At 63.6% G+C, this 26,579-nt stretch carries 32 protein-coding genes; 23 read left to right on the top strand and 9 right to left on the bottom strand.

The window, feature by feature from the left end; all coding sequences use genetic code 11:
* Nucleotides 1–283 precede the first annotated feature (283 nt).
* The 17 genes from V6K60_RS06550 to hisB all read left to right on the top strand — a co-directional run bounded on the left by V6K60_RS06550 (nt 284) and on the right by hisB (nt 13,926).
* On the top strand, nt 284–1,270 hold the full coding sequence (locus V6K60_RS06550; protein ID WP_332449708.1) for an ABC transporter substrate-binding protein: 987 nt from the start codon (nt 284–286) through the stop codon (nt 1,268–1,270).
* A 119-nt stretch (nt 1,271–1,389) separates the two neighbouring features.
* Complete coding sequence (locus tag V6K60_RS06545; RefSeq protein ID WP_332449707.1) at nt 1,390–2,166, top strand: ABC transporter permease; 777 nt, start codon at nt 1,390–1,392, stop codon at nt 2,164–2,166.
* A 1-nt stretch (nt 2,167) separates the two neighbouring features.
* Nucleotides 2,168–2,929, top strand: a complete 762-nt coding sequence (locus V6K60_RS06540; protein WP_332449706.1) for an ABC transporter ATP-binding protein — start codon at nt 2,168–2,170, stop codon at nt 2,927–2,929.
* A 61-nt stretch (nt 2,930–2,990) separates the two neighbouring features.
* On the top strand, nt 2,991–3,503 hold the full coding sequence (locus V6K60_RS06535; RefSeq protein WP_332449705.1) for a 50S ribosomal protein L16: 513 nt from the start codon (nt 2,991–2,993) through the stop codon (nt 3,501–3,503).
* 101 nt (nt 3,504–3,604) lie between these two features.
* Entirely contained in the window at nt 3,605–4,444 is an 840-nt protein-coding gene (locus V6K60_RS06530; RefSeq protein WP_332449704.1) for a fumarate hydratase, read from the top strand.
* The gene (locus V6K60_RS06525) at nt 4,441–4,986 is read left to right on the top strand and encodes a FumA C-terminus/TtdB family hydratase beta subunit (RefSeq protein ID WP_332449703.1); all 546 of its coding nucleotides are present in this window, start codon (nt 4,441–4,443) and stop codon (nt 4,984–4,986) included. The genes V6K60_RS06530 and V6K60_RS06525 overlap by 4 nt, the downstream gene beginning before the upstream one ends.
* An 11-nt stretch (nt 4,987–4,997) precedes the next feature.
* Nucleotides 4,998–5,270 carry a 4Fe-4S dicluster domain-containing protein gene (locus tag V6K60_RS06520; protein ID WP_332449702.1) on the top strand — a complete coding sequence of 91 codons (273 nt, stop codon included), beginning with the start codon at nt 4,998–5,000 and terminating at the stop codon, nt 5,268–5,270.
* On the top strand, nt 5,267–6,367 hold the full coding sequence (locus V6K60_RS06515; RefSeq protein ID WP_332449701.1) for a 2-oxoacid:acceptor oxidoreductase subunit alpha: 1,101 nt from the start codon (nt 5,267–5,269) through the stop codon (nt 6,365–6,367). The genes V6K60_RS06520 and V6K60_RS06515 overlap by 4 nt, the downstream gene beginning before the upstream one ends.
* Nucleotides 6,364–7,155, top strand: coding sequence for a thiamine pyrophosphate-dependent enzyme (locus V6K60_RS06510; RefSeq protein WP_332449700.1), 792 nt, complete (start codon nt 6,364–6,366; stop codon nt 7,153–7,155). Before V6K60_RS06515 ends, V6K60_RS06510 begins: the two co-directional genes overlap by 4 nt.
* A complete protein-coding gene (locus V6K60_RS06505) occupies nt 7,152–7,691 on the top strand; it encodes a 2-oxoacid:ferredoxin oxidoreductase subunit gamma (RefSeq protein ID WP_332449699.1) in 540 nt (179 codons plus the stop codon). The genes V6K60_RS06510 and V6K60_RS06505 overlap by 4 nt, the downstream gene beginning before the upstream one ends.
* Nucleotides 7,688–8,773: a succinate--CoA ligase subunit beta gene (locus V6K60_RS06500; RefSeq protein WP_332449698.1), complete on the top strand. Its 1,086-nt coding sequence runs from the start codon at nt 7,688–7,690 to the stop codon at nt 8,771–8,773. Before V6K60_RS06505 ends, V6K60_RS06500 begins: the two co-directional genes overlap by 4 nt.
* On the top strand, nt 8,770–9,636 hold the full coding sequence (gene sucD, locus V6K60_RS06495; RefSeq protein ID WP_332449697.1) for a succinate--CoA ligase subunit alpha: 867 nt from the start codon (nt 8,770–8,772) through the stop codon (nt 9,634–9,636). Before V6K60_RS06500 ends, sucD begins: the two co-directional genes overlap by 4 nt.
* A complete protein-coding gene (locus V6K60_RS06490; protein ID WP_332449696.1) occupies nt 9,633–10,445 on the top strand; it encodes a DNA integrity scanning protein DisA nucleotide-binding domain protein in 813 nt (270 codons plus the stop codon). Before sucD ends, V6K60_RS06490 begins: the two co-directional genes overlap by 4 nt.
* Nucleotides 10,446–10,505: 60 nt before the next feature.
* On the top strand, nt 10,506–11,708 hold the full coding sequence (locus tag V6K60_RS06485; protein WP_332449695.1) for a methionine adenosyltransferase: 1,203 nt from the start codon (nt 10,506–10,508) through the stop codon (nt 11,706–11,708).
* A gap of 28 nt (nt 11,709–11,736) precedes the next feature.
* The gene (gene hisG, locus V6K60_RS06480) at nt 11,737–12,630 is read left to right on the top strand and encodes an ATP phosphoribosyltransferase (protein WP_332449694.1); all 894 of its coding nucleotides are present in this window, start codon (nt 11,737–11,739) and stop codon (nt 12,628–12,630) included.
* 5 nt (nt 12,631–12,635) lie between these two features.
* Nucleotides 12,636–13,355, top strand: a complete 720-nt coding sequence (gene hisA / locus V6K60_RS06475; RefSeq protein ID WP_332449693.1) for a 1-(5-phosphoribosyl)-5-[(5-phosphoribosylamino)methylideneamino]imidazole-4-carboxamide isomerase — start codon at nt 12,636–12,638, stop codon at nt 13,353–13,355.
* Nucleotides 13,342–13,926 carry an imidazoleglycerol-phosphate dehydratase HisB gene (hisB, locus tag V6K60_RS06470; protein WP_332449692.1) on the top strand — a complete coding sequence of 195 codons (585 nt, stop codon included), beginning with the start codon at nt 13,342–13,344 and terminating at the stop codon, nt 13,924–13,926. Before hisA ends, hisB begins: the two co-directional genes overlap by 14 nt.
* A 340-nt stretch (nt 13,927–14,266) precedes the next feature.
* Here hisB and V6K60_RS06465 read toward each other — a convergent pair whose 3' ends face one another.
* The 3 genes from V6K60_RS06465 to V6K60_RS06455 form a co-directional block, all read right to left on the bottom strand.
* Entirely contained in the window at nt 14,267–14,473 is a 207-nt protein-coding gene (locus V6K60_RS06465; protein ID WP_066955067.1) for a histone family protein, read from the bottom strand.
* A gap of 186 nt (nt 14,474–14,659) precedes the next feature.
* Entirely contained in the window at nt 14,660–15,421 is a 762-nt protein-coding gene (gene mtxX, locus V6K60_RS06460; protein WP_332449691.1) for a methanogenesis marker protein Mmp4/MtxX, read from the bottom strand.
* Nucleotides 15,412–16,422: a methanogenesis marker 2 protein gene (locus V6K60_RS06455; RefSeq protein ID WP_332449690.1), complete on the bottom strand. Its 1,011-nt coding sequence runs from the start codon at nt 16,420–16,422 to the stop codon at nt 15,412–15,414. The genes mtxX and V6K60_RS06455 overlap by 10 nt, the downstream gene beginning before the upstream one ends.
* 246 nt (nt 16,423–16,668) lie before the next feature.
* Between V6K60_RS06455 and V6K60_RS06450 the strand changes: the two genes are divergently transcribed.
* Nucleotides 16,669–18,048: a replication factor C large subunit gene (locus V6K60_RS06450; RefSeq protein ID WP_332449689.1), complete on the top strand. Its 1,380-nt coding sequence runs from the start codon at nt 16,669–16,671 to the stop codon at nt 18,046–18,048.
* On the opposite strand, the gene V6K60_RS06445 is transcribed toward V6K60_RS06450, so the two are convergent.
* Nucleotides 18,045–18,452, bottom strand: coding sequence for a UPF0146 family protein (locus tag V6K60_RS06445; RefSeq protein WP_332449688.1), 408 nt, complete (start codon nt 18,450–18,452; stop codon nt 18,045–18,047). The two genes, V6K60_RS06450 and V6K60_RS06445, sit on opposite strands and share 4 nt — an antisense overlap.
* Nucleotides 18,453–18,469: 17 nt before the next feature.
* Between V6K60_RS06445 and V6K60_RS06440 the strand changes: the two genes are divergently transcribed.
* From V6K60_RS06440 to V6K60_RS06425, 4 genes are all read left to right on the top strand, one after another.
* Nucleotides 18,470–19,009, top strand: a complete 540-nt coding sequence (locus tag V6K60_RS06440; protein WP_332449687.1) for an archaemetzincin family Zn-dependent metalloprotease — start codon at nt 18,470–18,472, stop codon at nt 19,007–19,009.
* A 170-nt stretch (nt 19,010–19,179) separates the two neighbouring features.
* Nucleotides 19,180–19,722: a universal stress protein gene (locus V6K60_RS06435; RefSeq protein WP_332449686.1), complete on the top strand. Its 543-nt coding sequence runs from the start codon at nt 19,180–19,182 to the stop codon at nt 19,720–19,722.
* A 10-nt stretch (nt 19,723–19,732) separates the two neighbouring features.
* Nucleotides 19,733–21,055, top strand: coding sequence for an ArsB/NhaD family transporter (locus V6K60_RS06430; RefSeq protein WP_332449685.1), 1,323 nt, complete (start codon nt 19,733–19,735; stop codon nt 21,053–21,055).
* 2 nt (nt 21,056–21,057) lie between these two features.
* Entirely contained in the window at nt 21,058–21,507 is a 450-nt protein-coding gene (locus V6K60_RS06425) for a universal stress protein (protein ID WP_332449684.1), read from the top strand.
* A gap of 751 nt (nt 21,508–22,258) precedes the next feature.
* On the opposite strand, the gene budA is transcribed toward V6K60_RS06425, so the two are convergent.
* The 3 genes from budA to V6K60_RS06410 form a co-directional block, all read right to left on the bottom strand.
* Nucleotides 22,259–23,080, bottom strand: coding sequence for an acetolactate decarboxylase (gene budA, locus V6K60_RS06420; RefSeq protein WP_332449683.1), 822 nt, complete (start codon nt 23,078–23,080; stop codon nt 22,259–22,261).
* 8 nt (nt 23,081–23,088) lie between these two features.
* Entirely contained in the window at nt 23,089–23,523 is a 435-nt protein-coding gene (locus tag V6K60_RS06415; RefSeq protein ID WP_332449682.1) for a nucleoside deaminase, read from the bottom strand.
* 194 nt (nt 23,524–23,717) lie between these two features.
* Nucleotides 23,718–24,278 carry a HEAT repeat domain-containing protein gene (locus V6K60_RS06410; protein WP_332449681.1) on the bottom strand — a complete coding sequence of 187 codons (561 nt, stop codon included), beginning with the start codon at nt 24,276–24,278 and terminating at the stop codon, nt 23,718–23,720.
* 89 nt (nt 24,279–24,367) lie between these two features.
* Here V6K60_RS06410 and V6K60_RS06405 point away from each other — a divergent pair, with 89 nt between their 5' ends.
* Complete coding sequence (locus tag V6K60_RS06405) at nt 24,368–24,790, top strand: hypothetical protein (protein WP_332449680.1); 423 nt, start codon at nt 24,368–24,370, stop codon at nt 24,788–24,790.
* Between the two features lie 34 nt (nt 24,791–24,824).
* Here the strand turns inward: V6K60_RS06405 and nadC are convergent, their stop codons facing one another.
* Together nadC and nadA are read right to left on the bottom strand one after the other, a co-directional pair.
* Entirely contained in the window at nt 24,825–25,679 is an 855-nt protein-coding gene (gene nadC / locus V6K60_RS06400) for a carboxylating nicotinate-nucleotide diphosphorylase (RefSeq protein WP_332449679.1), read from the bottom strand.
* Between the two features lie 6 nt (nt 25,680–25,685).
* Nucleotides 25,686–26,579: a quinolinate synthase NadA gene (gene nadA, locus V6K60_RS06395; RefSeq protein ID WP_332449678.1), complete on the bottom strand. Its 894-nt coding sequence runs from the start codon at nt 26,577–26,579 to the stop codon at nt 25,686–25,688.

The raw sequence follows: 26,579 nt of genomic DNA, 5'->3' as shown, positions 1-26,579 counted from the left end.
AAGTCGCACCTCCGGTGCTCCTGCTCCGGCCGCTCGCTACGCTCCCGCCCATCGCAAGTCGCACCTCCGGTGCTCCTGCTCCGGCCGCTCGCTACGCTCCCGCCCATCGCACCCGGCAACGTGCGCCTTCGCATTACCGTGCACTCATTCCCCCCAATATGGAAAACACCGAACTGGTTTTTATATTATAGTATAACATAACTGCAAATTTTCGACACTACTATATACCGACAGCGTGATGATTACTCATTATACAACTACCCATACAGATGGAGATACACACATGAAGCGACTTACCGCAATTATTCTGGCCGTGGCCCTGGTCGCGGCGTTCACGTTTGTAAGCGGATGCACCGGCACCGACACCGGCGATGCAACGCATCTGCGGATCGGCTACCAGCCGAGCACCCACCAGACCGCCCACATGACCGCGATGGAGAAGGGATGGTGGCAGGAAGACCTCGCGCCCCTCGGTGTTGAGCAGATAACCGACTACAACTTCCCCACCGGCGCGCCCGAGATGCAGACGATGCTTGCCGGAGACCTGGACATCGCCTACGTCGGCTCCGCCCCGTTCATCGCGGCCGTCAGCACCGGACTCGACGCCAAGATCGTTGCCGCAGTGCAGACACAGGGCTCCGACCTGGTGATCAGGAACGGGGTCGCGTACTCGACCCCCGCTGACCTCGTGGGCAAGACGATCGCCACCTTCCCGCCGGGAACGATCCAGGACACCATTCTGCGGACCTGGCTTGAGGAGAACGGCGTCGATCCAGCGAGCGTCAACATCAAGGCTATGGACCCCGGTGCCGCCACCACCGCCCTCTCCGCAGGCCAGGTCGACGGCGTCTTCCTGCCCCACCCGTCCCCGTCCGTCATCGCAGCCGAGGGCACGGGGAGGACCGTCGTGCAGTCGGGCGAGATGATGAAAGACCACGCCTGCTGCGTCCTCGTCGCCAGCGGCTCGCTGATCCGCGAGCACCCCGAGATCGTCGAGCAGGTTGTCCGGACCCACATCAGGGCAACGGAGTACAACCTCGAAAACCCCGACGAAGCCGCATCCATCTACTCGAAGAAGACCGGGCAGAACGTCGAGACCGTGAAGGCCTCCTTCAGGGACTGGGACGGCACCTGGACCGCCGACCCGAACGTCATCACGGCCTCGGTGGTCGACTACACAAACCTCCAGTACGAACTCGGTTACATCGACAAACCCCTTACCCAGGACGACCTCTTCGACCTCTCGTTCTACGAGAAGGCCCGGGCATAACCCCGGGAACCTCATTTTCTTCCCAAAAGTATCTTTTAGATAAGTGCCGATGAAATAAGGAAGAGCCTTCCGGAGCGAACCCGGCAACTCTATCCCGGAAGAACCAGGCGAACAGAACCATGAACCAGCAGACACAGAAACGACTCCTCGGCATCGTAGCAGTCGCCGTCGTGGCGATTATCTGGCAGATCATCGCCGAGTACGTGGTGGGGCGACCCTTCATCCTCCCGAGCGTCACCGACGTCGCCAGCGCATTCATAACCCTCCTCGGGTCCGGCACACTCCTCGCCGACCTTCTGGTGAGCCTTGAGCATTTCGGGATCGGGATCATCGCGGCGTTCCTCCTCGGCGTCCCCATCGGGATCCTGATGGGGTGGTTCCGGGTTGCGGACTACCTCCTCGACCCCATCATCGAGACCCTCCGTCCCATCCCGCCGCTCGCCTGGATCCCGTTCGCCATCATCTGGTTCGGGCTCACCACCCAGGCAGCGGGCTTCGTCATCTTTGCAGGAGCGTTCTTCCCGATCCTGACCGCGACCTACGCAGCATTCCGCGACGTCCCGAAGGTCTTCGTCGAGGCGGGCAAGGTGCTCGGGTGCGACACCTCGTTTGAGCTGATCCGCTACGTCGCCCTGCCCGCCGCCATCCCGGCGATAGCCTCCGGCGTCAGGATCGCCATGGGCGTTGGCTGGATGTGTCTTGTCGCTGCCGAGATGTTCGGTGTCTCCACCTACGGCCTCGGCTACCAGCTCTGGCACAACTACTACCTCCACCAGATGCCCAACGTCGTCGTCTACATGCTGATCCTCGGCTTTACGGGGCTCATCATCGACCGCATCTTCAGGAACTACGTGGACAAACAACTCCTGCGGTGGCGGGCGGGCGAGGTGGCCTAGGATGGGCGGAGTTTCTATCAAGAACGTCGGCAAGGCCTTCCCGAAGGAGGACGGCACGGCGACAGAGGCACTCCGCGGCGTCAACCTGGAGATCGGCGACACGGAGTTCGTCTGCCTGGTCGGGCCGTCGGGGTGCGGGAAGACGACGCTTCTCCGGATCATCGCCGGGCTTGAGACCCCGACCACCGGAAGCGTGACCGTCGACGGCCACGCCGTCACCGGCCCGGACCCGAAGCGGGGGATGGTCTTCCAGGAGTACTCCCTCTTCCCCTGGCTGAAGGTGGTCGACAACGTCGCGTTCGGCCAGGAGATGAAAGGCATCGGAAAGGAAGAGCGCCGGAAGACGGCAGATCACTACCTGGAGATGGTCGGCCTCTCCCAGTTCCGGGACGCCTACCCCTACGAACTCTCCGGCGGGATGCGGCAGCGGGTGGCGATCGCCCGGGCGCTTGCAAACAACCCCGACGTCCTTCTCATGGACGAACCGTTCGGGGCGCTGGACGCCCAGACCCGGAACCACATGCAGAAAGAGCTGCTCTCCCTCTGGGAGCAGACACAGAAGACGATCGTCTTCGTCACCCACAGCGTCGACGAGGCGGTCTATCTCTCCGACCAGATCGTCGTCCTCACACCAAGGCCGGGATCGGTCCGGGAGGTCATCACCATCCCCTGGGACCGGCCGCGGGACCGGACCAGCGCCGAGTTCGCAGAGGTCCGGCGACGGGTGCTCCGGATGATCGACGAGAGCGAAAGCACCCAGTAAGGTTTATTAGAGAAAATCTCCATTTTATAACGGTCTCATTGATCGGCAGGAGTTTTTAGAGATGGTACGAAAACCAGCGAAGATGTATAGGAATCTCGCAAAGAAGGCATATACACGCAGAGAATACATGGGCGGCGTGCCGGGTAGCAAGATTGTGCAGTTTGATATGGGCAACCTCAGCCAGGACTTCCCGGTCGAGCTCTCCATCGTCGCCGAGGAGACATGCCAGATACGCCACACGGCCCTTGAGGCCGCCCGTATCGGCATCAACCGGCAGCTCCAGAAAGAGGTCGGGAGGGCGAACTTCCACCTGAAGATCCGGACCTTCCCGCACCATGTTCTCCGCGAGAACAAGCAGGCGACCGGCGCAGGAGCAGACCGTGTCTCGGAAGGCATGCGTCTCGCCTTCGGGAAGGCCGTCGGCACCGCGGCGCGGGTTTCAGAGGGTCAGAAGGTCTTCTCCGTCTGGACTACACCCCAGTACGCCGAGAAGGCAAAAGTCGCACTCAGGCGCGGAATCTACAAGATCCCGACCCCCGCACGGATCGTCGAAGAACAGGTACCGGTAGCGTAAACCCGCATCCCGCCCCACCCTTTTTCAGGAAATGCCCCGCGCACAGGAGAGCCGGTACCGGCGGGAATATAGATATTTATAGTCGCTTCCCACCAGTATAAATGATGGTTAATCCGGCAGATCCGACGCTTTCGGGTGCACTGGCAGACGCCACAGAGAGGGCGCTCGCCGAGGCCGAGATCCGGCTCCCTCCTGACGTGCTTGCTCTGCTCCAGGCGGCGGCGGCGGCCGAGAGGAACGGAATCGCACGGCAGGAACTCGAGAATATCCTTGAGAACATCGCGCTCGCCGGAGAGCGGCAGGTCCCGATCTGCCAGGACACCGGCGTGCCGGTGGTCTACCTCACCCTGCCCCCCGATATCGGGCTCTCGCCCGACCTCTTCTCCGGGGTGCGGGAAGGGGTGCGCCGGGCGACGGCGAGCATCCCCCTCCGACCGAACGTCGTCGACCCGATCACCCGTGAGAACACCGGCGACAACACCGGCGTCGGTATGCCGGCAGTCCACGTGATGCCCGGGGACCGGCTCACGGTGACGGTGCTCCCGAAGGGCGCAGGCTCCGAGAACGTCTCACGCATCGGGATGCTCCTCCCCTCGCAGGCAGCGGAGATCCCGAAGTTCGTCGCGGAGACGGTGCTTCTATCGGGTGGCAAACCCTGCCCGCCGGTGATCCTCGGCGTCGGGATCGGCGGGACCTTCGATATGGCCGCTACGCTTGCAAAGGAAGCCCTGCTCCTCCCGGTCGATACCATGGACGATTACGAGCAGGAGATCTGCGACGCGGTCAACACCCTTGGTATCGGGCCGATGGGGCTCGGCGGGGACACGACCGCCCTTGCGGTGAAGGTGAAGCGGGCGGACTGCCACACGGCGTCCCTCCCGGTGGCGGTGAACGTGCAGTGCTGGGCCTGCCGCCGGGCGACCGTGGAGGTAGAACGTTGACGGACCTTACCACGCCGCTCGGCGATGATATCCTCTCGCTCCGGGCCGGCGACCGGGTCACCCTCTCCGGGACGATCTACACCGCGCGGGACGAGGCCCATCTCCGCATGATGGAGGAGGGCATCCCCTTTGACCCGAAAGGCGCCGCGGTCTACCACTGCGGGCCGGTGGTGCAGGATGGCCGGCTCGTCGTCGCCGGACCCACCACATCCGCCCGGATGAACGCGCTCACGGGATTCCTCATCGATGCGGGCGTCCGCGCCCTCATCGGGAAAGGGGGGATGGGGCCTGAAGTGGTCGAGCAACTCCGGGGGCGGGCGGTCTATCTCGCGCTCACGGGCGGGTGCGCCGCGCTTGCCGCCGACCGTATGAGCCTCTCAGGCGTCTATTTCGAAGACCTGGGCATGGCCGAAGCGGTATGGGTCATCGAGGCCGATCGCCTGCCCCTCACGGTCGGAATCGACGCCCATGGCGGCGATCTCTTCCGCGCAGTCCGCGAGAAAGCGAAAGCACAATTTCACCAGCGATTCAACATAAGATAGGATACTGTCCCATGAAACTCGTCATCGATGAAAGCCGTTGCAAGGGGTGCAACCTCTGCGTGCTGGTCTGCCCCTACGGGATCTTTACCGAGGGGACGGAACTCAACACCCGCGGGATCGTCACCCCGGTCCTCGACCGCCCCGAACGGTGTACAAACTGCAGGCTGCAGGCCCTCTACGGCAGGACACTCTGCGGAGTCTGCCGGATGATCTGCCCCGACCAGGCGATAGCCTGGGTCGAAGAGAAGCCGTTTGAACCGCACCGGGTGGAGGTGGAGTTTTGAGCAGGGTTGAGTTCATGCAGGGAAATGCCGCCTGTGCGGAGGGCGCACTCGCGGCCGGGTGCCGGTTCTTCGGCGGCTACCCGATCACGCCGTCGACCGAGATTGCCGAGACGATGGCCCGGAGACTCCCGAAGGCCGGCGGGGTCTTCATCTCGATGGAGGACGAGATCGCAAGCATCGCCTCGGTCATCGGCGCCGCCTGGACCGGGGTCCGGGCCATGACCGCGACGAGCGGGCCGGGGTTCTCACTGATGATGGAGAACATCGGCTATGCAGCGATGACCGAGACGCCGTGCGTCATAGCGAACGTCCAGCGGGGCGGCCCGAGCACCGGCCAGCCGACGCGGGCGGCGCAGGGGGATATGCTCCAGTGCCGGTTCGGGTCGCACGGCGACTACAGCATCATCGCGCTCTCCCCGAACTCCGTCCAGGAGATGTTCGACCTGACCGCAAAAGCGTTCGACCTCGCCGACCGGTTCAGGGTCCCGACCTTCCTGATGGCCGACGAAACCATCGGGCACATGCGGGAGCGGGTGACCATCCCAGATTCGGTCGAGGCCACGCCTCCGCGCCCGCTCGCGGAAGGCTCGCTCCCCTTTGCGGCCGGCGACGACGGCATCCCGGGGTTCGCACCCTTCGGCTCGGGGAGGGCGGTCCACGTGACCGGCCTCACCCACGACGAACGGGGCTACCCGGACACCACCGACCCGGAGGCGCATGACCGGCTGGTGCGGCGCCTGGTCGAGAAGGTCGAGTCGGCCCGGCGCGCAATCGCCGACTACGAGGTCGTAAACCCCGACGCCGAGACGGTCTTCGTCACCTACGGTGCGCCGTCAAGGACGGTCGAGCAGGTGATCCACGACCGCCCCGGCGGCTCGATCGGGCACCTGCGCCTGCGGCTCGTCTGGCCGTTCCCGGAGTTTGCCCTCCAGGAGTTCCCGAACGCAAAGGTCTTCCTGATGCCGGAACTGAACCTGGGCCAGATGGTCCGGGAGGTCCAGCGCCACGTGGACCAGCCGGTCGTAGCGATCCCAAAGATCGGGGGAGAACTCCACACCCCTGCCGAACTCGTCCGGGCACTGGAGGCGCACCGATGAGCGCGTCCGAGTGGTTCCGGGAGGACCGCCTCCCGCACATCTACTGCACCGGGTGCGGCAACGGGACGGTCATCAACTGCACCCTCGCGGCCGTGGAGGAGATGGGCTGGAACCGGAACGAGACGGTCTTCGTCTCCGGGATCGGGTGCTCCTCCCGCGCTCCCGGCTACATCCTCACCGACTCGCTCCACACCACCCACGGGCGGGCGCTCGCGTTCGCCACGGGCGTGAAGATGGCGCGGCCGGAGTTCAAGGTCGTCGTCTTCACCGGCGACGGGGACCTTGCCGCCATCGGCGGGAACCACTTCATCCACGCCTGCCGCCGGAACGTGGACATGACCGTGGTCTGCATGAACAACCAGATCTACGGCATGACCGGCGGGCAGGGGAGCCCGACGACGCCGCCCGGAGCCATATCGTCGACGACGCCGTATGGAGCGACCGAACCGGCCTTCGACCTTGCCGAGATCGCCGTCGCCGCCGGTGCAAACTACGTCGCCCGCTGGACGTCCTACCACGTCAAAGAGCTCACGAAGGCCATCACCACCGGGATGCAGACGCCGGGGCTCGCCTTCATCGAGGTGCGGACCCAGTGCCCGACGAACTACGGCCGCCACAATAAGCTCCGGACTGTCCCGGCGATGATCGATTACCTTCGAGGCAACGCAATGCTTCTCGCGAAGTACAACCGCCTCGTCGCGGAAGGAAAGTCGATCCCTGACGGCACCTTCACCGTCGGGGAACTGGTCCGACGAAACCGGCCGGCGATGGGGGTGGTGAAGCGATGAGACACGAAGTCAGGTTCTCGGGATACGGCGGGCAGGGGATCATCCTCTCCGCGGTCATCCTCGGGCGGGCGGCGGCGCTCTACGACAACAAGTACGCCGTCCAGACGCAGGTCTACGGCCCGGAGGCCCGGGGCGGGGCCTCGATGGGGCAGGTGGTCATCGACGATGCGCCGATCCTCTACCCCGAGGTGGTCGACCCCGACATCTACGTCATCATGTCCCAGCAGGGGTTTGAGAAGTACGGGAGCCGTGCCGGGAAGGACGCGGTCATGCTCCTTGATACCGACCTGGTCCGGTCCCGGCCGATCTCGCGCTACTACGAGATCCCGGCGACGACGGAGGCGAAAGGCACCCTCGGTAAGGAGATCGTCGCAAACATCGTCATGATCGGCGCCCTCTCAGCCGCAACCGGGGTCGTGAGCAGGGAGGCGATCGAACGTGCGGTCCTCGACAGCGTCCCGAAAGGCACCGAAAACCTGAATCTCAAGGCACTGAAACGCGGATTTGAACTCGGAGAGCGAGCGTGTGAACCATGAAACTACTGGAGTACGAGGCAAAACGAATCTTTTCTGAGTATGGCATCCCGGTCCCGAAGGGAGCCCTCATTCGGGCGCCCGAAGAGGTCGCGACACACCTGCCGGAGATCGGCGATACGGTTGTGCTGAAGGCGCAGGTGGACGTCGGCGGGCGCGGAAAGGCCGGTGGCGTCCTGATGGCCGATGGTGCGACGGCGGAGAGCACCGCACAGGAACTCTTCTCCCGGGAGATCAAGGGGGTCCCGGTACGGGAGGTCCTCGTAGAGGAGCGCCTCGCGATCGAGCACGAATATTACGTCAGCATCGCCATCGACCGGTCGAGCAGGCAGCCGGTGGTCCTCTTTGCCGACGCCGGCGGGGTGGAGATCGAGAACGCAGCACAGGAGGACGAGTCCGCCGTGCGGAGGGTCATCGTATCCCCTCTCCTGTGTGACATTCCGCCGTTTCTGATGCGGGAACTCCTCGGCGGGGCACCGAAGGCACTCGCGCCCGTCATCAACGCCCTCTACCATGCGTTCCAGGAGAAGGACGCCATGCTCGCGGAGGTGAACCCGCTCGTGACGACGCCGCAGGGGGTCTACGCGGCGGACGCGAAACTGATCGTCGACGACAACGCCCTCGCCCGCCAGGGGATAACGGTCAACCGCGACCTCTCCGAGCGTGAGCGTGAGGCCGAGAAGCACGGGTTCTCCTACGTGGAACTGGACGGGACCATCGGCGTCATCGGGAACGGCGCCGGGCTCACGATGTCGACGCTCGATCTCATCGAGTACTATAACGGCCGGGCGGCAAACTTCCTCGACGTCGGGGGCGGCGCCGACCAGGAGCGCGTGACGCACGCCGTCCGGCTCGTCGCGAGCATGCCCGGCATCTCGGTGATCGTGGTCAACCTCCTCGGGGGGATCACCCGGTGCGACGAGGTGGCGAAGGGGATCATCGCCGCCGGCGTCGCACCGACGGTCATCGTCCGGATGGCCGGGACGAACGAGGAGGAGGGACGGCGGCTGCTCGCCGAATGCGGCTACCGGATGCTCGAGAGCATGGATGCAGCCGTGAAGGCAGCGATGGAGGTCGCAGAATGATCTACGGCGATAAGAATCTCGGCGTGATCGTCCAGAACATCACCGGCAGGCAGGGCACGTTCCACACGGAACTGATGAACGCCTACGCCCGCGAGGTAGGCGGGCGGGGCGTCGTCGCCGGGACCGCGCCCGGCAAGGGAGGACGGGAGGTCCACGGGGTCCCGGTCTACAACACCGTCAAGGAAGCACTCCGCGAGCATGACGCGACCGCAAGCGTCATCTTCGTGCCCGGAGGTGCTGCTGGCGACGCGATCATGGAGGCGGCGCACGCGGGGATCGACCTTGCCGTCGTCATCACCGAGCACATCCCGGTCCATGACGCTATGTCGGCGATCGCCTACGCGAAGCTGCACGACTGTACGGTCATCGGCCCGAACTGCCCGGGGCTCCTCTCCCCGGGGGAGTGCAAACTCGGGATCATGCCGGCCCATCTCGCCCGCCGCGGCAACGTCGGCGTCGTCTCCCGGAGCGGCACCCTCACCTACGAGGTGGTCGACGAGCTCACCCGTGCCGGCATCGGCCAGAGCACGGTGGTCGGGATCGGCGGCGACCCGGTGATCGGCCAGACGTTCGTCGACGTCCTCGCCCGGTTCGAAGAGGACCCGCAGACGAAGGCAGTCGTCGTCATCGGCGAGGTGGGGGGGAATCTCGAGGAGGAAGGGGTCCGGTCGACCAGCCTCCCGGTCGTCACCTACATCGCCGGCGTGAGCGCCCCCCCGGAGAAACGGATGGGCCACGCGGGAGCGATCATCGAGGGTGGCGAAGGCGACGCGCGCTCCAAAGTTCGAAGGCTCTCCGCCCTCAACGTTCCGGTCGCGTCCCGCCCCTCAGAGATACCGGGGTTGATCCGCGAGGTGTTATGAACGGCGACCTGATGCTTGCCACTGCCTGCGAAGTGGCAGTGAAGATCAACGCACGGGCGGTCGTCTCATTCGTCGACCAGACCCCGATCCCCCCGGGAGTACCCGAGGTCCCGATCATCTGGGTGCAGGAGCTGCAACTCGACGTCCTAAAAGACCTCACCATGCACGACATCCTGGAGGTGAGCGAACGGCACATGCTCGATGCTGCCGTCCACCTCTACCTCCGGCGGAACCTGGAGAGCGGCCTCGTCGTCGGTGTCTTTCCTTACGCCGTCATCATCTACGACATCGAGGAGGGGAAGAACTTCATCAACCTCAAGGACTTCTCCGACATCGTCCCCCGCGAGGTGCTTCACGCCGCTCTCTCGCTTGCCCTTGAGATCGCGGTCGAAGGCAGGGAAGGACGGTCTATCGGCACCGCGTTCATCATAGGAGACCCGGAAGAGATCTTCAAACATTCCCACCAGGCGATCCTCAACCCCTACCAGGGGCAGCCCGCAGCGCTACGGGACATCAAGAACAAGGATACCTGGGAGAGCGTCAAAGAGTTCGCCCAGCTCGACGGCGTCTTCGTCATCGACAAGACCGGGGAGGTGCGGGCGGCGGGGCGCTACCTCGACGTCACCGGGCGGGGTATCTCTCTTCCCGGCGGCCTTGGGGGGAGGCACCGCGCAACCGCGTCCATCACCTATGAGATCCCGGTCATCGGCATCACGGTCTCCGAGAGCGGAGGCATGGTGCGCATCTTCAGGGGCGGCAATTGTAAGATCGGCATCCGTGCAGACATCCGCGTCCGTAGTGATGGTTAGAAACGGTTATATGAATTGCAATCATTTCTTCTATTATACTTTAGAACCACGGTGGATTTAATGACCAGGAACATCAGCGTTGAAGGGCTTGACCAGATCCCGATCGAGAGGCAACGAATTGAACTGGTGGAGAGAAAGTGCCTGGGGCACCCGGACAGCCTTGCTGACGGCATCGCGGAGTCGATCAGCCGGGCACTCAGCAGGTCGTATCTTGAGGAGTGCGGCCACGTCCTGCACCACAACACCGACCAGGGCGAGGTCGTGGCGGGGGAGTCGCTTCCGAAGTTCGGCGGCGGCCGGATCACCCGGCCGATCTACTTCCTGATCTCAGGCCGGGCCACAAAGACCTTCAACGGTGTAAACATCCCCGCTGACGCGATCGCCGTCGAAGCGGCACGGGAGTATATCAAGACGATCCTTCCCATCATCAACATGGACCGCGACGTCATCGTCGACTGCCGGATGGGGAAGGGCTCGACCGACCTGCAGGACGTCTTCCGATCCTGCGAAGGAAGGCTCCCGCGGGCGAACGACACCTCGTTCGGTGTCGGGCACGCACCGTTCAGCGAGGCGGAGAGCATCGTCCGGGGCGTTGCCGCATACATCGACGACACGCTCCGCCCGAAGTACCCCGTCATCGGCCAGGACTGCAAGATCATGTGCCTGCGTGATGGCGACACCGTCACCCTGACGATCGCGATGGCGTTCGTGGACCGCTACTGCTCGGGTATCGCCGAGTACATCGAGCAGAAGAACTTCCTGACGGAGCAGATCGCTTTAGTCGCGAAGCAGTTCACGAGCAGGAAGGTCAACGTCGCCATCAACACCGCCGACGACCTCGATGCCGGCAGCGTCTTCCTGACGGTCTCGGGCACCTCGGCCGAGATGGGCGACGACGGGTCCGTCGGCCGCGGCAACCGCGCGAACGGGCTGATCACCCCGAACCGCCCCATGAGCATGGAGGCGACGAGCGGCAAGAACCCGATCAACCACATCGGTAAGATCTATAACCTCCTCGCAACGCAGATTGCACAGGACTGTGTCAGGGAGGTCGACGGCATCGAGGAGATGTACGTCCGCATCCTCTCCCAGATCGGCTACCCCATCGACCAGCCGCATGTAGCAAGCGCCCAGGTTCTCACGAAGCCGGGCGTGGCCATCGAGTCCGTCAAGCCCGATATCGAGGCGATCATCGACGGGTGGCTGGCGGAGATCACCACCGTCACCGAGAAGGTCATCAGGGGCGAACTCGCCACCTTCTGACCTCCCCGGTCTGGAGTTGTCGTAATTTATGAATAAACCAGCATCCCGAAGAACCGATCCCGGACTCGTCCGTCTCGCCATCCCGAACAAAGGGAGAATTGCCGGGCCCATCAACGACCTGATCGAGAAGAGCGGCCTGCACCTGGTCGACGGGGGCGAGCGGCGGCTCATCACCCGGACACGCGACCCGAACGTGGAGATCCTCTTCGCCCGCCCGATCGATATCCCGGAGTACGTGGCAAGCGGCGTCGCCGACCTTGGTATCACCGGGAGAGATATGGTGATGGAGCGGGGCTCCGCGGTCGAGCAGGTCCTCGACCTGCAGACCGGCAGGGCAACGCTCGTCGTCGCCGTGCCGGAGGAGTCTGAGATCGAGACCGTCGCCGACCTCGCGGGGGCGAAGGTGGCGACCGAGTTCCCGGCGATCACCCGTTCGTTCTTTGCGGAGCGCGGGGTCGCCGTGACGTTGGTGACCGTGGGCGGGGCATGCGAGGCGACGCCGCACCTCGGGATCGCCGACGCCATCGTCGACCTCTCCTCCTCGGGGACGACGCTCCGGACGAACCATCTCCGGGTCATCGAGGAGGTCCTCACCTCCACGACGGTCCTGGTGGCAAACCCCGCTGCTCTCACGGCGAAGCAGGAGAAGATCGACGAACTCGTCCTCGCCCTTGAGAGCGTCATCCGGGCAAAGGGACAGTGCTACCTGATGATGAACGTCCACCGGAGCGCTCTCGCGGACGTCAAGCAGGTGCTGCCCGGCCTCTCCGGTCCGACGGTGATGGATGTGGCATCCGACGAGAACCTGGTCGCCGTTCACGCCGTCGTCAAAGAGGAGCGGGTCTACCAGTTGATCAACCAGTTGAAGCGGGCCGGCGCAAAAGACATATTAGTCATGCCCATTGAACGGATCATACGCTGAATCACATGGAGATCTATCCTGCAGTCGATATCCTGGACGGGCGGTGCGTACAGCTCGTGCAGGGGCGGCCGGAGGCGGCGACGGTCTATGGCGAGCCGGCCGCCTGGGCACGCCGGTGGCTCGATCTCGGGGCGGACGGCCTGCACATCGTCAACCTGGATGGAGCGTTCGGCCGGGCGCAGAAGAACGCCGACCTGATCCGCGCCTTCATTGAAGAGACCAGCGCTTTTGTCGAACTCGGCGGCGGGATCCGGAGCGTGGAGGATGCCGCCGGGTGGCTTGATCTCGGTGTCGGCCGGGTGATCCTCTCGACGCTTGCCGTCCGGGAGCCGGAGACGATCCGGCTCCTCGCCGACGAGTTCGGGAGCGAGCGGGTCATGCCCGGGATCGATGCCCGGGGGGGCGAGGTGATGATCGAGGGGTGGGAGCGCCCGGCAGGGAGTTACCTCACCTGGGCGGAGCGGTTCGAAGACCTCGGCGCAGGATCGCTCCTCTACACGAACGTGGACGTGGAAGGGCTCCAGCAGGGGATCGCGCTCGGCCCCGTGACGGATCTCCTCGCGAGAGCGAGGGTCCCGGTCGTGGTCTCGGGGGGGATATCGAGCGTCCGCGACGTTTTCGCGCTCCGGGAAGCCGGAGCAGCCGGTGCGGTCCTCGGTTCGGCCCTCTATGCCGGGAAGGTGCAACTCCCCGAGGTCCTGGAGGCGGCGCATGCGAACAGGTGAGATCCACCGGAAGACGAAGGAGACCGATATCACCCTTTCCCTTGACCTCGACGGCACCGGGACCGGGACGATCGAGACCGGCATACCGTTCTTCGACCACATGCTGACGTCGTTTGCCCGCCACGGCCGGCTGGATCTCACTGTCCAGGCGACCGGCGACCTCGCGGTGGACGCTCACCACACCATCGAGGACATCGGGATCGTCCTCGGCACGGCCATTGCCGAAGCGGTCGGCGAGGGAAGGGGGATAACCCGGTTCGCCGACGCCGCCGTCCCGATGGACGAAGCGCTTGCCCGGGCGGCACTCGATATCGGCGGGCGGGGATACCTCGTCTTCGAGGCCCCCTTCTCGCCGGCGGGCCCGGGCGGGATCCCCGGCGACCTCATCGAGCATTTCTTCTCCAGCCTCTGCACCAGGGCCGGGATCACCGCCCACATCACGGTCACGGGCAGGAACGACCACCACATGTGTGAGGCGGCGTTCAAGGCGTTTGCACGGGCATTCCGGGTGGCCGTGGCAATCGACCCCGCGGTAGGTGGCGATGTCCCGAGCACCAAGGGAACACTCTGATCCGGAAAGGATCACGACAATTTTTCAGGCTCACCACGATAGCGGGCAGCAGGCATGCCACGAGAGCGACGTGGCCGTGTGCAGGGCCAATGTTGCGAAGGGATCGCCCCCCAACATCGACCCGCGACAGAGGCGGGTCAGAATCGCAGGGAGAGGCGTTATGCGAGCAACCAGTGTGGCGGCCGGGCGTCTGACGACCGGGGGACAGAAAAGATCCGGATCCTCATGCTCCCACGCTTGAGCGTGGCAATCCATATCCTGGTACAGAGAACTGCGCCAGACAGAGACCTGAGAAGGGGGTCCGAGAGACCCCCGGTAAAGAGAAGAGAGAACGACCGGGTTACGCGGACTTAACCGCGAGCTCGACGTCTTCTGCCTTGATCGTCTTGCGTCCTGCGTGCTGGGCAAGCCTGTTGGCTTCCTTGGTCAGCTCGGCGATATACGCCTCAGCCTTCGTTACCAGTGCAGCAGCGGCGTCGCTGCCGACTCTCTCAGCACCATTCTTCTTTGCGATGCGGACAACCGCAGCAATAGGTAGATCTGCCATAATCAAATTCACCTCTAAAAAGAAGTGTATCAGTTAATATTTAAACATTTCGGGATTATCTCGAAGATTTACGTTTCCCTCCTTCATCGGGGGTGCATATGAAGAGTGCATTCCGATACCGGGCAGAGAATTGGGGCGATTGAAAAGAGGCAGGAAATGAGCCCGCTTAGGGAATCGCCCCACGAGCTATGCTTTCCGAGATTTCACCAACGATTTCGCGAGCATTACTGCATTCGTATAATCTGCTGAGGCGCGCGATGTATCCACGAAAATTTTATCGATATTTACCACCGGAGCACCATGCCCGGCTCCGGCCCCGAGAAACGTGAGCGTACGGAAGATCAGGTTCCCGGAGATCCCATCGGGGGCGACGACCATCCCGTACCGCCTTACTGCATCTTCAATCAGGATCTCCGTGTGCTCCGCACCGGTCAGGCGCGCAACGAGTTCGGCGTCCGCCATCGTCCGGTCGACAGCCGGGTGCCGCCCGAGATCCCCGAGCCGCCCTCCCGAGAGGACCGCCACCTCCCCGGAAAGCCCGAAACCGCGGGCGATATCCCGGCCGCGTTCGACGAAGCGGACCTTCTCGGCGACCGTCCAGCCCTCGTCGACCCCGACCGGGGCAAGGAGGAAGAGACGCCCATAGGCGGTCTCAAGGAGGGCGATCCGTTCCAGGTGGTCGACACCTGTTGCCAGCTTGAGGGCCGCGAGCGTGGTGGACGCAGGCAGGGTGCCCCTGACGGCGGCATCGATCCTCCCGGTGACGAGGGCATCGATGAGAGCTGCCTCCGGCTCTTCCGCCTCGACGACCGTTACACCTTCCCCGAACGAACCGGCAGTCCCGGGGCGGGAAAAAAGAATAAGGTCAACCTCGCGACCGACTGCCCGGATGGTCGCGAGGATCTTCTCGTCCGGAGATGTTGCACCGAGCCCGACCGTTACCGGCATGCCTCTCCTTCAGCGAAGATCTGCATGATGCCGTTATGGTCCAGGTCGAAGACCTGTGTCTCCCGGCCCAGGTATCTGATGGTCAGCCTCCCGGTCCCGTCAACCTCACCGATTGGGGCTGCGGCAATACCGACATCGGTAAATCGGCGGCAGACCTCCTCCACGTTTTCCTCCTTCACGGTCAGGATGAACCCCATGCCGGGATACATACGCACCCACTGCTCGAAGGGAAGGCCGAACGCCGCGAGGTCCGGACGGGGTATCGCCTCAAGGTCGATCACCGCACCCTTCCCGCTCACCTCAAGGAGCATACCAAGGGTCCCGATGACCCCGGGGTTGCTGATGTCTTTGCCCGCTGTCACCAGGTGCTCTCTTCCCAGGTCCTCCATCACCCGGATCTGGGCCCGCACCTCCTCTGCCGACTTCATCGTGACCGAGTCCCAGTTGAAACTGCACGATGGGTGTACCCGGCCGTCGAGGTCTATTGCTGCGACCACCCGGTCGCCTTCCTCTGCAGTATCCGAGAAGATGAGCTGGTCCATACGGGCCGTCCCGAGGATCGCCACGTCCACAACGCTGTACGGCGTCTCCGGGTGCAGGTGCCCGCCCACGATCGGGACGCCGAACTGGGTGGATGCAGTGACCATGCCCCGGGTCACCTCGTCGCGGATCTCGTCGTTCGTGACGGAGAGGATATCAACCATCGCAACAGGTCTTCCACCCATGGCCGCGATATCATGGACGTTCACGAGCACAGCACAGTAGCCTGCCCAGAACGGGTCCGCCTCCATGAGCTTGCTCCAGATACCGTCTGCCGCAAGCAGTAGCGCGTCCTCCGCATTATGCCGGATGACCGCGGCATCCTCACCGAACGAGGCGACGACATCAGGGCTCTCGATCCGGAGCGACCGTACCATCTCCCCGATCACTCTCTTCCGGGTAACACCCTCGTATTCCCTGACGGCACGTGCTACCGTATCGGTGGAGCAATCCTTCACCACAAGAACACCAACACTCCACTTTTCTTAATGGTATTCTGCCTCATCAGAGATAATGTATTTGATTCACCGGTATTATGCACTCGGTTCTGAGGGCAGAACCGAGCGAGGGAGAGCCGGCCGGCTCCGCCCCGGGAGAGGGGGCGGAGCGCCCCGCCGGGGCGAGCGCGGCCCGGGTCCAGGGCGCCCCGGGACCCCGGGTCTCCTATCGGGGTGGTATTTTTGATGCACCGCGTCGAATAGATCGGTATGGACTGGGTGGAGAAGTACAGGCCGCAGCATCTCAAGGACGTTGTGGGAAACTCCGGCGCCGTCAGGCAGATGTACGAGTGGGCGCAGGACTGGTCGCGGCAGAAGAAACCGTTGATCCTGTACGGAAAACCCGGTATCGGCAAGACTTCGAGCGCCTACGCCCTTGCAAACGATATGAACTGGGAGGTGGTGGAGTTGAACGCCTCCGACCAGCGGACCAAATCAGCCCTTGAACGGGTGGCGGGCTCGGGCTCCACCACGGCCAGCCTCTCCGGCGCGAGCCGCAAACTGATCCTGCTCGACGAGGCCGACAACCTGCACGGGCAGGCGGACCGGGGCGGGGTGAAGGCGATCGTGGAGATCATCGCAGCGTCGCAGCAGCCGATCCTCCTGATCGCAAACGACTACTACTCCCTCTCACGGGAGCTCAAGGCAGTCACGGAGCCGGTGCAGTTCCGGGCGCTCCAGGCTCGCTCAATCGTCCCCCGTCTCCGCCAGATCTGTGTTGCAGAGGGGGTGACATGCGATCCCGCGGCGCTCGACGAGATTGCAACCCGCGCCGGCGGCGATATGCGGGCCGCAGTGAACATGCTCTATGCCGCGGCTATCGGGAAGGAGCATATCGTGGCAGGCGACGTCCACACCTCCGCAAAGGACGAGCGGTCCACCATCTTTGAGCTCGTCGGCGCGGCCTTTTCGGGGCGGCGGGACGCCGACCTGCTCCGCATGGCGGTGGAGGTCGAGGACACCCCCGATGCCGTCGAACAGTGGCTCGAAGGGAGTATCGACCAGATGCCCGATCATGCCTCCCGGACGAAGGGGTATGCCTGCCTCGCAAGGGCAGACGAGTACATCGGCCGGACCTACCGGCGGCAGTACTACACCCTCTGGCGCTACGCGAACGCGGTCATGCTCATCGGCGTCGCCGACGCCGCCGGGGGGCACGGCATCCATGGCCGCATCATGCCGCCGTCACGCTGGCAGAAGATGGGGGCGTCGAAGAAGCAGAAGGCAGTCAGGGCCGGGCTCTCCCGGAAGCTCAGCGAGATGACCCATATCCCCGAAGACGCACTGCGTGAAGACTTCTTTACCGCGATCAGCATCCTCGTCGAGCAGGACCCCGCGGGGTACGTCCGCGAGTTCCAGCTGGATGTAGACGAGCTCGCCCTCTTCATCCACGACAGAGCCCGGGCCACGAAGATCGTCAAGGACGTGGCAAAAGAGGAGAAGGCAAAGGAGAAGAAGGCTTCAAGCAAGGAGAAAGCGCCAAAGGGTAAGGCATCCGGCAAAGGCAAGAGATCCGGAGACGACGACCCTCCCGGCGAAGCCGGAGAGGGACGGCAGGATATCTCCCCGGGCCAGGCGACGCTCTTCTAAGGACGGCGGCGGTGGTAGCGGTGAAGGAGCACCGGGCCGCAGTCCAGAACCTCACCGCCGTCCCCGTAGATCTCGCAGCCCAGGTGGTAGACCAGGAGATCGCTGTTGATCCGGGCGGCAAGCGCGATCAGCGGCGGGACCATCTCCACACCGGGACGCACGGCGTAGATCAGGTCCGCACCCGCATACAGCCGGAGGTCGGGCTCGAAGACGTCGTCGGTCACCACGATGAGACCGTCGTGCCGGATGCCGGGCCGGATGTCGGTGCAGAGGGCAAGAGCGCCGGCAGCCGCGACCGGCCGTGCGGCGTCGGGGTTGTTGCCGATGCCCACTTCAACGGCCCGGCGGTATCGACCGGCGATATATTCACCGATACTCCGTTCAATACGTTTATAGTGACACATTACCCAGAGATTAGGTAATGGGCGTCAATATTCTTTGGGACCAGCAGGCACCGGAAGGTATCGAGCTCCCGGTCGCCCGGAGGATCGCGATGATCCTCGGGCGAGAGACCGGGCTCGTCGACTATCCGCTCCTCATCGACGGCTACGACCGGGACCGCAACCAGCACGATGCTCAAAAAATTCTGGACCGCCTGCAGGATACCCTCACCCGCAGATACGCGATCGACGGCCCCCTGCTGCTCGTCACCTCACGGGACCTGTATACCGGCGCGTGCGACTTCGTCTTCGGCCTTGCGAGGCCTGCGAGCGGTGTCGCCGTCGTTTCGACCGCCCGTTTCGGCAACAGCTACTACGGCAGGGTGCCGGACGATGCCGACCTGATCGACCGGACCGCAAAAGAGGGGGCGCACGAACTCGGGCACCTCCTCGGGCTCGGGCACTGCGAAGACCCTGAATGTGTCATGTTCCGGCCGCGGACGCTGGACGAACTGGACCGGAAGAGAAAGATGCTCTGTCCGGCCTGCCAGAAGGCGCTCGCGTCGCGGGAAGAGGGATAACAGCAAATTCCTGCCATCTCCTCCCATGAGCCCCCGGCGGTCACCCCCCATGAGGGCAGCGGATACCTTCCGCCTGAAGCATCTTCAGGCGCTCCGGGAGAAGGAGCGTGCGGAATCGCCGAAACAAAAGTATTAAACGAAACCTCCGGGAAACTTAGGAGTGATTTACCATGGGATACTCTTCTTCCTTGATCCAGCGAAAGTTCAAAGACATCGTTGGGAAACGCTATGAGTCGGTTCTCAAGGAGTATAGTGAGTTTCTGCTGACCGACGAGGAGATGCTCGTCCCGGAGGTCCGGTCAATCCTGGTGCCGCTCGACCCCTTCGTAGATGAGATCACCGATGAAGCCATCGACGTCCTCTCTGCCTATAACGCCACCATCTCGCTCGCCTACATCACCGATGCCGGGGTGCTCGGCCTCCTCGAACAGACGCTCGACCGGCAATCGGCAGAAGAGTTCCGGGCAAAAAAAGAAGCAGACGGCCGGGAACTCCTCGAGCGGATCACCGAGAGGCTCAAAGAACACGGCTTCCCAACGCAGACACGGATGTTTGTCGGGCAGACGGGGGACGATGTCGTCCGCATGGCAAAGAATTACGACATGATCGCGCTCAGCCGGTGGTATGCCGATGGAGAAGCGACCGATCTCTCGATCAGCCCGACTGTCCTGCGGATCTGCCAGCGGGTGGAGACCCCCGCGCTCATCTACTGAACGGTGACCGATGGAAACTGTCGCGCTGATCGCGGTAGCGGTCTTTCTCTTCACCTACGCGCTCATCATCGACGAGCGGATCCACCGGGCGGTTGCCGCCATGCTCGGGGCAGCGATCGTCGTCTTCATCGGGATCGTCCCCTGGGAGGCGCTCCTCGAGCATGTCGACTTCGGGACGATCTTCCTGCTCCTCGGAATGATGATCATCGTCAACACCGCCCGCGGCAGCGGTCTCTTTGAGTACATCGCGATACGAACGGCAAAACTCGCGAAAGGAAACCCTATCCGGGTCCTCGTCCTCTTTGCGATCGTGACCGCGGTGGTGAGCGCGTTCCTCGACAACGTCACCACGGTCCTCCTCCTCACCCCGATGCTCCTCTACGTCGCGAGGGTGATGAAACTCAACCCCATCCCGTTCCTGATCACGGAGATCTTCGCCTCCAACATCGGCGGAGCGGCGACGCTCATCGGCGACCCGCCAAACATCATGATCGGTTCGGCCGCCGGCCTCTCCTTCAACGAGTTCCTGATCCACCTCGGCCCCATCATGGCGATCAACATGGTGATCCTCATCGGGATGATGTATCTCATCTACGGCCGATCCTTGCGGGTGAGCCCCGGCGAGCAGAAGGAGATGGTCCGGACGCTCAACGGCCTCGACGAGCGGGCGGCGATCGTCGACCGGTCGCTCTTCAACAAATCGGTGGCGGTCATCCTCTTCGTGGTTCTCCTCTTCTTCGTCCACGACCAGGTGGGAGCAATCCTGCACACTGTCCTGCCGTTCGTCGACCCGGGCATGGGACTTGAGCCTGCAGAGGTGGCCCTCATCGGCGCGGCGATCCTCCTCTTCTGGAGCAGGCAGTCCCCGGAGGAGATCTTTGAGAAGATCGAGTGGCCGGCCCTCTTCTTCTTCGGGGGGCTCTTTGTCATCGTCGGTGCTCTCGTCGAGACCGGCGTCATTGCAGCCATCGCCTCGGTCATGATCGAGAACATCAACTCGACCGGGGAGGCGATGTTCATCGTGACCTGGTTTGCCGCCATCGCCTCGGCGATCGTGGACAACATCCCCCTGACCGCGGCGATGATACCGCTCATCCAGAACCTGGGAACGACGATGGACGTCTACCCGCTCTGGTGGGCGCTCGCCCTCGGAGCATGTCTCGGCGGGAACGGGACCGCCATCGGGGCGTCGGCAAACGTGGTTGTCATCGGTATTGCCGAACGCGAGGGGTTCGGCATCTCCTTCATCGACTTCCTGAAGGTGGGGATGCTCGTGCTCTTCGTGACGACCGCGGTAGGGTTTGGATTACTCTGGCTAAAATTTGTGGTGTAATCATGAAGATACTCGTGCTTATGGATGGTTCGAAGTGGAGCCAGAAAGCGGCTCTGCATGCGATTGAACTGGCAAAGCGGAAGAACGCCGAGGTAGTCCTCTTCTCGGTGCTGGATATTGCGGAGGCCAAAGCGATGGCGTTCAACTTCTGCACCCAGAGCGGCATCTGCGCCCAGCTGAAGGATTATGAAGGCCGGATCTGGGAGGATATGCACAAGAACATCCAGGATGAGCAGAGCAGCATTCTTGCCCGTGCATCGGGCGAGAAGCTCCGGTGCTCCTCAAAGATCGTGGAAGGCCGCGCCGGGGACGAGATCGTCAGGGAAGCGAACGCCGGCACATACAGTCTGGTCGTCATGGGCGCGTTCGGCAAGAGCGGGAAGGCCCGGATCAGCGCCCTGCTCGAAGAGATCGGTGGTGCGGTCAGACCGCCGCTGCTCGTCGTCCGGTGAATCACTTTTTTTCTGGTCCAATCACCTGGGGTAGCAGGGTCTTATATTGCTGGAGTAGTTCACCTGGCTGTTGCCTCTCGCGTTGTCGCGAAGGCCGGGCGGGGTGCGATGCCCGAAAGAGCGGAGCAGGAGCACCAAAGGTGCGAGGTGCGGCGGCCCGTAGGATGCGACTACCGGAACGGCAGGAGTTTGAGAAGCCATCAGGCTTCGAGTCCGGAGTATGAGAAGACTGGAGGTCTTCGAGTGGGGGCCACGGGTATCCCTATGCAATAGAGACAGGGGAGGGGGGATACTCCCCCCTCCCCGTCAGCCCCACTTCGCACCTCCGGTGCTCGAACTCCGCTCCTGCGGAGCGTCGTTCCCCCAATGGCGATACCCCCACGGTCCACTGCACGGGGAGATGCTGGAGATGGGGTGGAGCCCCGACTCGCTCTGGAGGATACGGCTTTCCATAGGGTATCGCCATGGCTGCCCTGCCCCTCAGGAAGGGTGCGATGCTCCGAAGGAACGGAGTTCGAGCACCGGAGGTGCGAATGAGGAGGCCGAAGGCCAGGTGGGGTGCGACCGGAGGGAGCATGAGAAAACTGGAGGTCTACGAGTGGGGATTCCAGATACCCCGGATTGGTAGGGACAGGAGAAGGGGTTTCCGCCTTCCACCAGGATGTATCAGACGGGCTTCGCCATCAATATCGCACGCGAGGCCGCGGAAGATAGCAAAAGCGCACCATAAAATAAGGGGTTCGTCCCGAACCTACTCGACCTCTTCAAGGTCTTCCGAGAGATCGCCGGAGAGGTCGACCGTCCAGAAGTCACCGCCGGACGGGAACGCCATGGTGAAGTTCGTCGTGGTGTCAACCTGCACCGTGCCCTCCGCCAGGGTCATATCAAGCACATGGCCGCCGGCGGCGCGGTCGCTGGTGATGAAGTGAAGGTGGTAGCCGGGGACGTTGACCCCTTCCGCCAGTGCCGGCGTCCAGAACCCGACGGCGGTTCCGGTGATGTTCTCGAACGTAAAGACCGTCTGGTTTGCCGTCACATCGACGAGCCGCGGATAAGGCTTCTCCTGGGCGGGCACACTCCGGGTCACCACGTGCGAGAAGGTGCCGTCCATCCTGATCCCGTAGAAGAGGTTCTCTGAAGGGAACTCCGATCTCACGCGGTTCTGGAGAGCGGTCAGGTTCATCGGCGCCTCAATCGTGGTCGTCAGGTCCGGATCGAAGAAGGTCGCGGCCGCAAACGGCGTCGTCGCGCTCCCGTCGACCGGGTAGGCCCGGCCGTCGACCCGGACCAGGTACCACTCGCCGTCGACACCGACGAGTTCCCCGTCGAGCCGGTCGCCGCACCCGATCCCGAAGTCCCCGTGCCTCGCGAGTTCATCGAACGTCATGCTGCCGTCGTAGGTGCCCTGCAGGAGCGCGTCGATCGTCGAGACCTGAAAGAGCGTATCCCTATCGGTGCTCTCCCCGTATGGGGGAATTGTCAGGAGAGACGCGACTGCAAGACCGATGCCGGCTCCGATGAGGAGGCAGGCGACGGCAACAATGCCGTAACGGAGCAATCTGTTCTCAGCCATGAACCGCCTCACAACTCCCCGATGTCCTCGTACCAGAGGTCGGGGTGCTCCTCGATGAACCTGCTCATCATCTCCTTGCAGACGTCGAGATCGAGATCGAGCACTTCAATCCCGTGCGACTCAAGAAACTCCCGCGCTCCGGGGAAGTTTGCCGACTCCCCGACCACGACCTTCCCGATCCCGAACTGAACGGCTGCTCCCGCACAGAGATAACAGGGCATCAGCGTAGAGTAGAGCGTGCACTCCGCATAGTTCTGGATCCTCCCGGCGTTCCTCAAACAGTCGATCTCGGCATGGAGCACGGGATCGTTATCCTGGACACGGCGGTTCCTCCCCCGGCCGACGATCCTGCCATCACGGACCAGCACCGACCCTATGGGTATTCCACCCTCCTGCAGGCCTGCTTCGGCCTCTTCTATGGCGCATTTCATGAACAGATCCATCTGACCTCCTCCCGGAGCGCTCAGTCTGGCATATAAACTGATCGCAACTCCCAATCAGATAAGAGAAGTCGTTACTCTATAATAAACCCCTACGAGAGAGCGACGGCAACGTCGGACTCAGACAGAAACCCGTTCCGGGCCCTGAGGTGATTTCCGGGAAGAACGACCAGATTCGTAGCAGCCCCGAGGCTCCGTCAGACGCTCGGGATCTCCCGCTCGGTCCCGATCTCGTCGAGCGCCTGCCGGGCAGCAAGCCTGACGTCGCGGTCGGCATCGCCGAGGAGGCGCACCAGAGGTTCCCTGGCCCGCATGTTCCCTATCCGGCCGAGCGCACGTGCCGCCGTCCTCCGAACCCGGGGTTTTGCGTCGTCGAGCACCCGGATCAGGGGCTCGACAGCCCGGGGGTCGCCGATGTTTCCGAGCGCCCACGCCGCCCCCGACCGGACCCAGGAACTCTCGTCCTCCAGGCTCCGTATCAGCGGAAGCACAGGTTCGCGGTCGTCGAGGATCCCGAGCGCTCTCGCCGCTTTCCACCGGACATCGACATGCTCGTCCTCCAGCGCCCGGATCAGGGGCTGCACCGCGCGGCGGTCCCCGAGCTCCCCGAGAGCATCCGCGGCCCGCCACCGGGCATTGAGGTCTCCGGACTCCAGCATCGAGAGGTATCGGTGGAGTCTCTCCTCCCTGCTGAGGACGCTGATCTCTCCTTCGGGCAGCAGCGAATCCTTCCCTGCCATCGGCCACCTCGCGGTCATATCGAACCGCCGGAGTATAAGGTTTTGCCCCGATAGAGGAGGTGCTCCCGTGAGGTGCATTTTTCTACTATCCCCACCCTTACCATACCATGGAGAGTCCGACCGGTGCACCGGAGGGTACGGCGTTCCCGCCGGACCTGGAACGCCTCGGTATCGTCACGGGAGCAAAGATCGATATCAGAGAACTCGACAGGCTGGGAAAGCGCAACAACTTCCAGGTCTTCCTCTACTTTGAAGAGGCCCTCGCCAGATCGTCCACGCTTCCAGAGGACCTGCAGGAGTACGGCGACGTCCCGGACCTTGAGCGCCCGTTCATCAGGCTGGATGCGTTCCTCCGGTTCGCCGCCGAGTCGGACCCGCTCTTCACCCGGCGCCTGGACGAACTCCCGCTGGTCATCGAGGTCGTCGCCTATGGGCAGATCAAGATACAGGGAAGACCTGTCCCCTACGTCAAAGGGGTGATGCCGTTCCTCGACGAGCTCACGATGGAGGAGACCCCCGGGGTCTCCTGAGATCCACTCTTCTCCCCGGGGTTGCCCGCGCCGGTCAGGGGAGCCTGACCGTGCCCGCTCCCGCCAGGATGTCCAGGCTCACATCGAAGTTCCTGACGGTATGGGTGAGTGCACCCATGCTGATGATCTCGATCCCGGTCGCGGCATACCCGACGAGGTTCTCAGCGTCAACACCACCCGAGACCTCGAGGGTCACGCGCTCGCGGAGACCCCGCCCGGTGAGCGCCCGGACCGTCCCGGCGACCGCGTCCGGGGTCATGTTGTCAAGCAGAATAAGGTCAGCACCGGCCTCTGCGGCCGTGATGGCGTCCTCGATGGTCTCGACCTCCACCTCGACCATCCGGTAGCGGCTCTGCTGCTTCGCCCTCCGAACAGCCTCGGGGAGCGGCACCAGCGCGAGGTGGTTATCCTTGATCAGGACCATATCCGAGAGCGTATAGCGGTGCGGGTCGCCCCCGCCGAGCACCACCGCTTTCTTGTCCAGCATCCGCAGCCCCGGGGCGGTCTTCCGGGTCGCGGCAACCCGCACGTCCGGTGAGGCGGCCCGAACGGCATCGACCGCCTCCCGGGTCCGGGTCGCAATCCCGCTCATGCGCCCGATGATGTTGAGCGCCGTCCGCTCCACGAGGAGGATCGCCCTCGCCGGTCCGTCGAGCTCGAGGAGGGTCGCTCCGGGAGCGACCGGTTTGCCGTCGAGAGAACGCGCGCGAACCGTGACCCCGAAGTGCTCAAAGAGCGCCTGCGCCTCCGCAAGGCCCGCGACGGTCCCGGAGTCCTTTGCCCGGACCACCGCCCGGCAGGCAACGTCGGGGACGACCGCTTCAGAGGTGACGTCACCCCACGGCGCATCCTCCCGGACGAACCGGAGCAGGTCCTCGATAGGGATCATGCGCACTCACGCCCCGACGGCGATCATCCGCTCGATCGCCTGCCGTGCCCGTTCCATGACCCCCGGGGAGAGGACGATCTCATATTCCTCGCGCTCGAGCGCCCGCCGGAGGTCGGCGAGGGACGTCATCTTCATATCCGCACAGACTGCCTCCGGTTTCTCGTAAAAGACCCTGCCCGGATAGAGCACCCGGAGGCGGGAGACCATCTCCCGCTCGGTGAAGACCGACCAGGGCCCTTCCCCCGCGGCAGCCTCCCGGACCATGCCCCCCGTGGAGGCGATCCGGTCGGCCTGCTCCTGGATCTCCGGGGGGCACTCGGGGTGACAGACTATCGTGGCACCCCTCTTCCGGGCCGCTTCGATGTCGGCAAGGGTAAACCCGGCGTGGACGTAGCAGTGGCCGCCGGGCGGCACCGGGATGATCGTCTTCTCGGGGAGGTGCCGCTGGACATATGCTGCAAGGTTTGCATCCGGTCCGAAGAGGATCGTATCGTTCGGAAGCGACGCCACGACACGAACGGCGTTTGCAGAGGTGCAGGTGATATCCGCGAGCGCCTTGACCTCTGCCGTGCTGTTGACGTAGACCACGACAGCCGCATCCGGGTAGCGCTCTTTCGCCTCCCGGATCAGGTCCGGGGTCAGGAAGTCGGCAAGGGGGCATCCCGCATCCTTCACCGGGAGGATCACCTTTCGCTCGGGATTGAGGATCTTGGCCGTCTCAGCCATAAACCGGACACCACAGATGACGATCAGGTCTGCCCGGGCTTCCTTTGCCTTCACCGCGATCTCAAGGCTGTCACCCACGACGTCGGCGAGTCTCTGGATCTCCAGGGGCTGATAGTTATGCGCCATGACGACTGCGTTCTTCCTGGCTTTGAGCGCGCGAATCTCCTCTTCCAT

The sequence above is a fragment of the Methanoculleus sp. genome, from assembly GCF_036677455.1.
GTDB lineage: Archaea > Halobacteriota > Methanomicrobia > Methanomicrobiales > Methanoculleaceae > Methanoculleus.
This window is presented reverse-complemented; position numbering and strand designations above follow the sequence as displayed.

Bases quoted from the DNA above. Each gene is read 5' to 3' on its own strand.
- V6K60_RS06545 (WP_332449707.1), top strand. From the start codon at position 1,390: ATGAACCAGCAGACACAGAAACGACTCCTCGGCATCGTAGCAGTCGCC.
- V6K60_RS06425 (WP_332449684.1), top strand. From the start codon at position 21,058: ATGAAGATACTCGTGCTTATGGATGGTTCGAAGTGGAGCCAGAAAGCG.
- nadC (WP_332449679.1), bottom strand. From the start codon at position 25,679: ATGATCCCTATCGAGGACCTGCTCCGGTTCGTCCGGGAGGATGCGCCG.
- sucD (WP_332449697.1), top strand. From the start codon at position 8,770: ATGATCTACGGCGATAAGAATCTCGGCGTGATCGTCCAGAACATCACC.
- V6K60_RS06500 (WP_332449698.1), top strand. From the start codon at position 7,688: ATGAAACTACTGGAGTACGAGGCAAAACGAATCTTTTCTGAGTATGGC.
- V6K60_RS06510 (WP_332449700.1), top strand. From the start codon at position 6,364: ATGAGCGCGTCCGAGTGGTTCCGGGAGGACCGCCTCCCGCACATCTAC.
- V6K60_RS06535 (WP_332449705.1), top strand. From the start codon at position 2,991: ATGGTACGAAAACCAGCGAAGATGTATAGGAATCTCGCAAAGAAGGCA.
- mtxX (WP_332449691.1), bottom strand. From the start codon at position 15,421: ATGCCGGTAACGGTCGGGCTCGGTGCAACATCTCCGGACGAGAAGATC.
- V6K60_RS06465 (WP_066955067.1), bottom strand. From the start codon at position 14,473: ATGGCAGATCTACCTATTGCTGCGGTTGTCCGCATCGCAAAGAAGAAT.
- V6K60_RS06410 (WP_332449681.1), bottom strand. From the start codon at position 24,278: ATGACCGCGAGGTGGCCGATGGCAGGGAAGGATTCGCTGCTGCCCGAA.
- V6K60_RS06490 (WP_332449696.1), top strand. From the start codon at position 9,633: ATGAACGGCGACCTGATGCTTGCCACTGCCTGCGAAGTGGCAGTGAAG.
- V6K60_RS06415 (WP_332449682.1), bottom strand. From the start codon at position 23,523: ATGGATCTGTTCATGAAATGCGCCATAGAAGAGGCCGAAGCAGGCCTG.
- hisA (WP_332449693.1), top strand. From the start codon at position 12,636: ATGGAGATCTATCCTGCAGTCGATATCCTGGACGGGCGGTGCGTACAG.
- V6K60_RS06520 (WP_332449702.1), top strand. From the start codon at position 4,998: ATGAAACTCGTCATCGATGAAAGCCGTTGCAAGGGGTGCAACCTCTGC.
- V6K60_RS06435 (WP_332449686.1), top strand. From the start codon at position 19,180: ATGGGATACTCTTCTTCCTTGATCCAGCGAAAGTTCAAAGACATCGTT.
- V6K60_RS06505 (WP_332449699.1), top strand. From the start codon at position 7,152: ATGAGACACGAAGTCAGGTTCTCGGGATACGGCGGGCAGGGGATCATC.
- V6K60_RS06550 (WP_332449708.1), top strand. From the start codon at position 284: ATGAAGCGACTTACCGCAATTATTCTGGCCGTGGCCCTGGTCGCGGCG.
- hisG (WP_332449694.1), top strand. From the start codon at position 11,737: ATGAATAAACCAGCATCCCGAAGAACCGATCCCGGACTCGTCCGTCTC.
- V6K60_RS06540 (WP_332449706.1), top strand. From the start codon at position 2,168: ATGGGCGGAGTTTCTATCAAGAACGTCGGCAAGGCCTTCCCGAAGGAG.
- hisB (WP_332449692.1), top strand. From the start codon at position 13,342: ATGCGAACAGGTGAGATCCACCGGAAGACGAAGGAGACCGATATCACC.
- V6K60_RS06440 (WP_332449687.1), top strand. From the start codon at position 18,470: ATGGGCGTCAATATTCTTTGGGACCAGCAGGCACCGGAAGGTATCGAG.
- V6K60_RS06530 (WP_332449704.1), top strand. From the start codon at position 3,605: ATGATGGTTAATCCGGCAGATCCGACGCTTTCGGGTGCACTGGCAGAC.
- V6K60_RS06450 (WP_332449689.1), top strand. From the start codon at position 16,669: ATGGACTGGGTGGAGAAGTACAGGCCGCAGCATCTCAAGGACGTTGTG.
- V6K60_RS06485 (WP_332449695.1), top strand. From the start codon at position 10,506: ATGACCAGGAACATCAGCGTTGAAGGGCTTGACCAGATCCCGATCGAG.
- V6K60_RS06430 (WP_332449685.1), top strand. From the start codon at position 19,733: ATGGAAACTGTCGCGCTGATCGCGGTAGCGGTCTTTCTCTTCACCTAC.
- V6K60_RS06405 (WP_332449680.1), top strand. From the start codon at position 24,368: ATGGAGAGTCCGACCGGTGCACCGGAGGGTACGGCGTTCCCGCCGGAC.
- nadA (WP_332449678.1), bottom strand. From the start codon at position 26,579: ATGGAAGAGGAGATTCGCGCGCTCAAAGCCAGGAAGAACGCAGTCGTC.
- V6K60_RS06445 (WP_332449688.1), bottom strand. From the start codon at position 18,452: ATGTGTCACTATAAACGTATTGAACGGAGTATCGGTGAATATATCGCC.
- budA (WP_332449683.1), bottom strand. From the start codon at position 23,080: ATGGCTGAGAACAGATTGCTCCGTTACGGCATTGTTGCCGTCGCCTGC.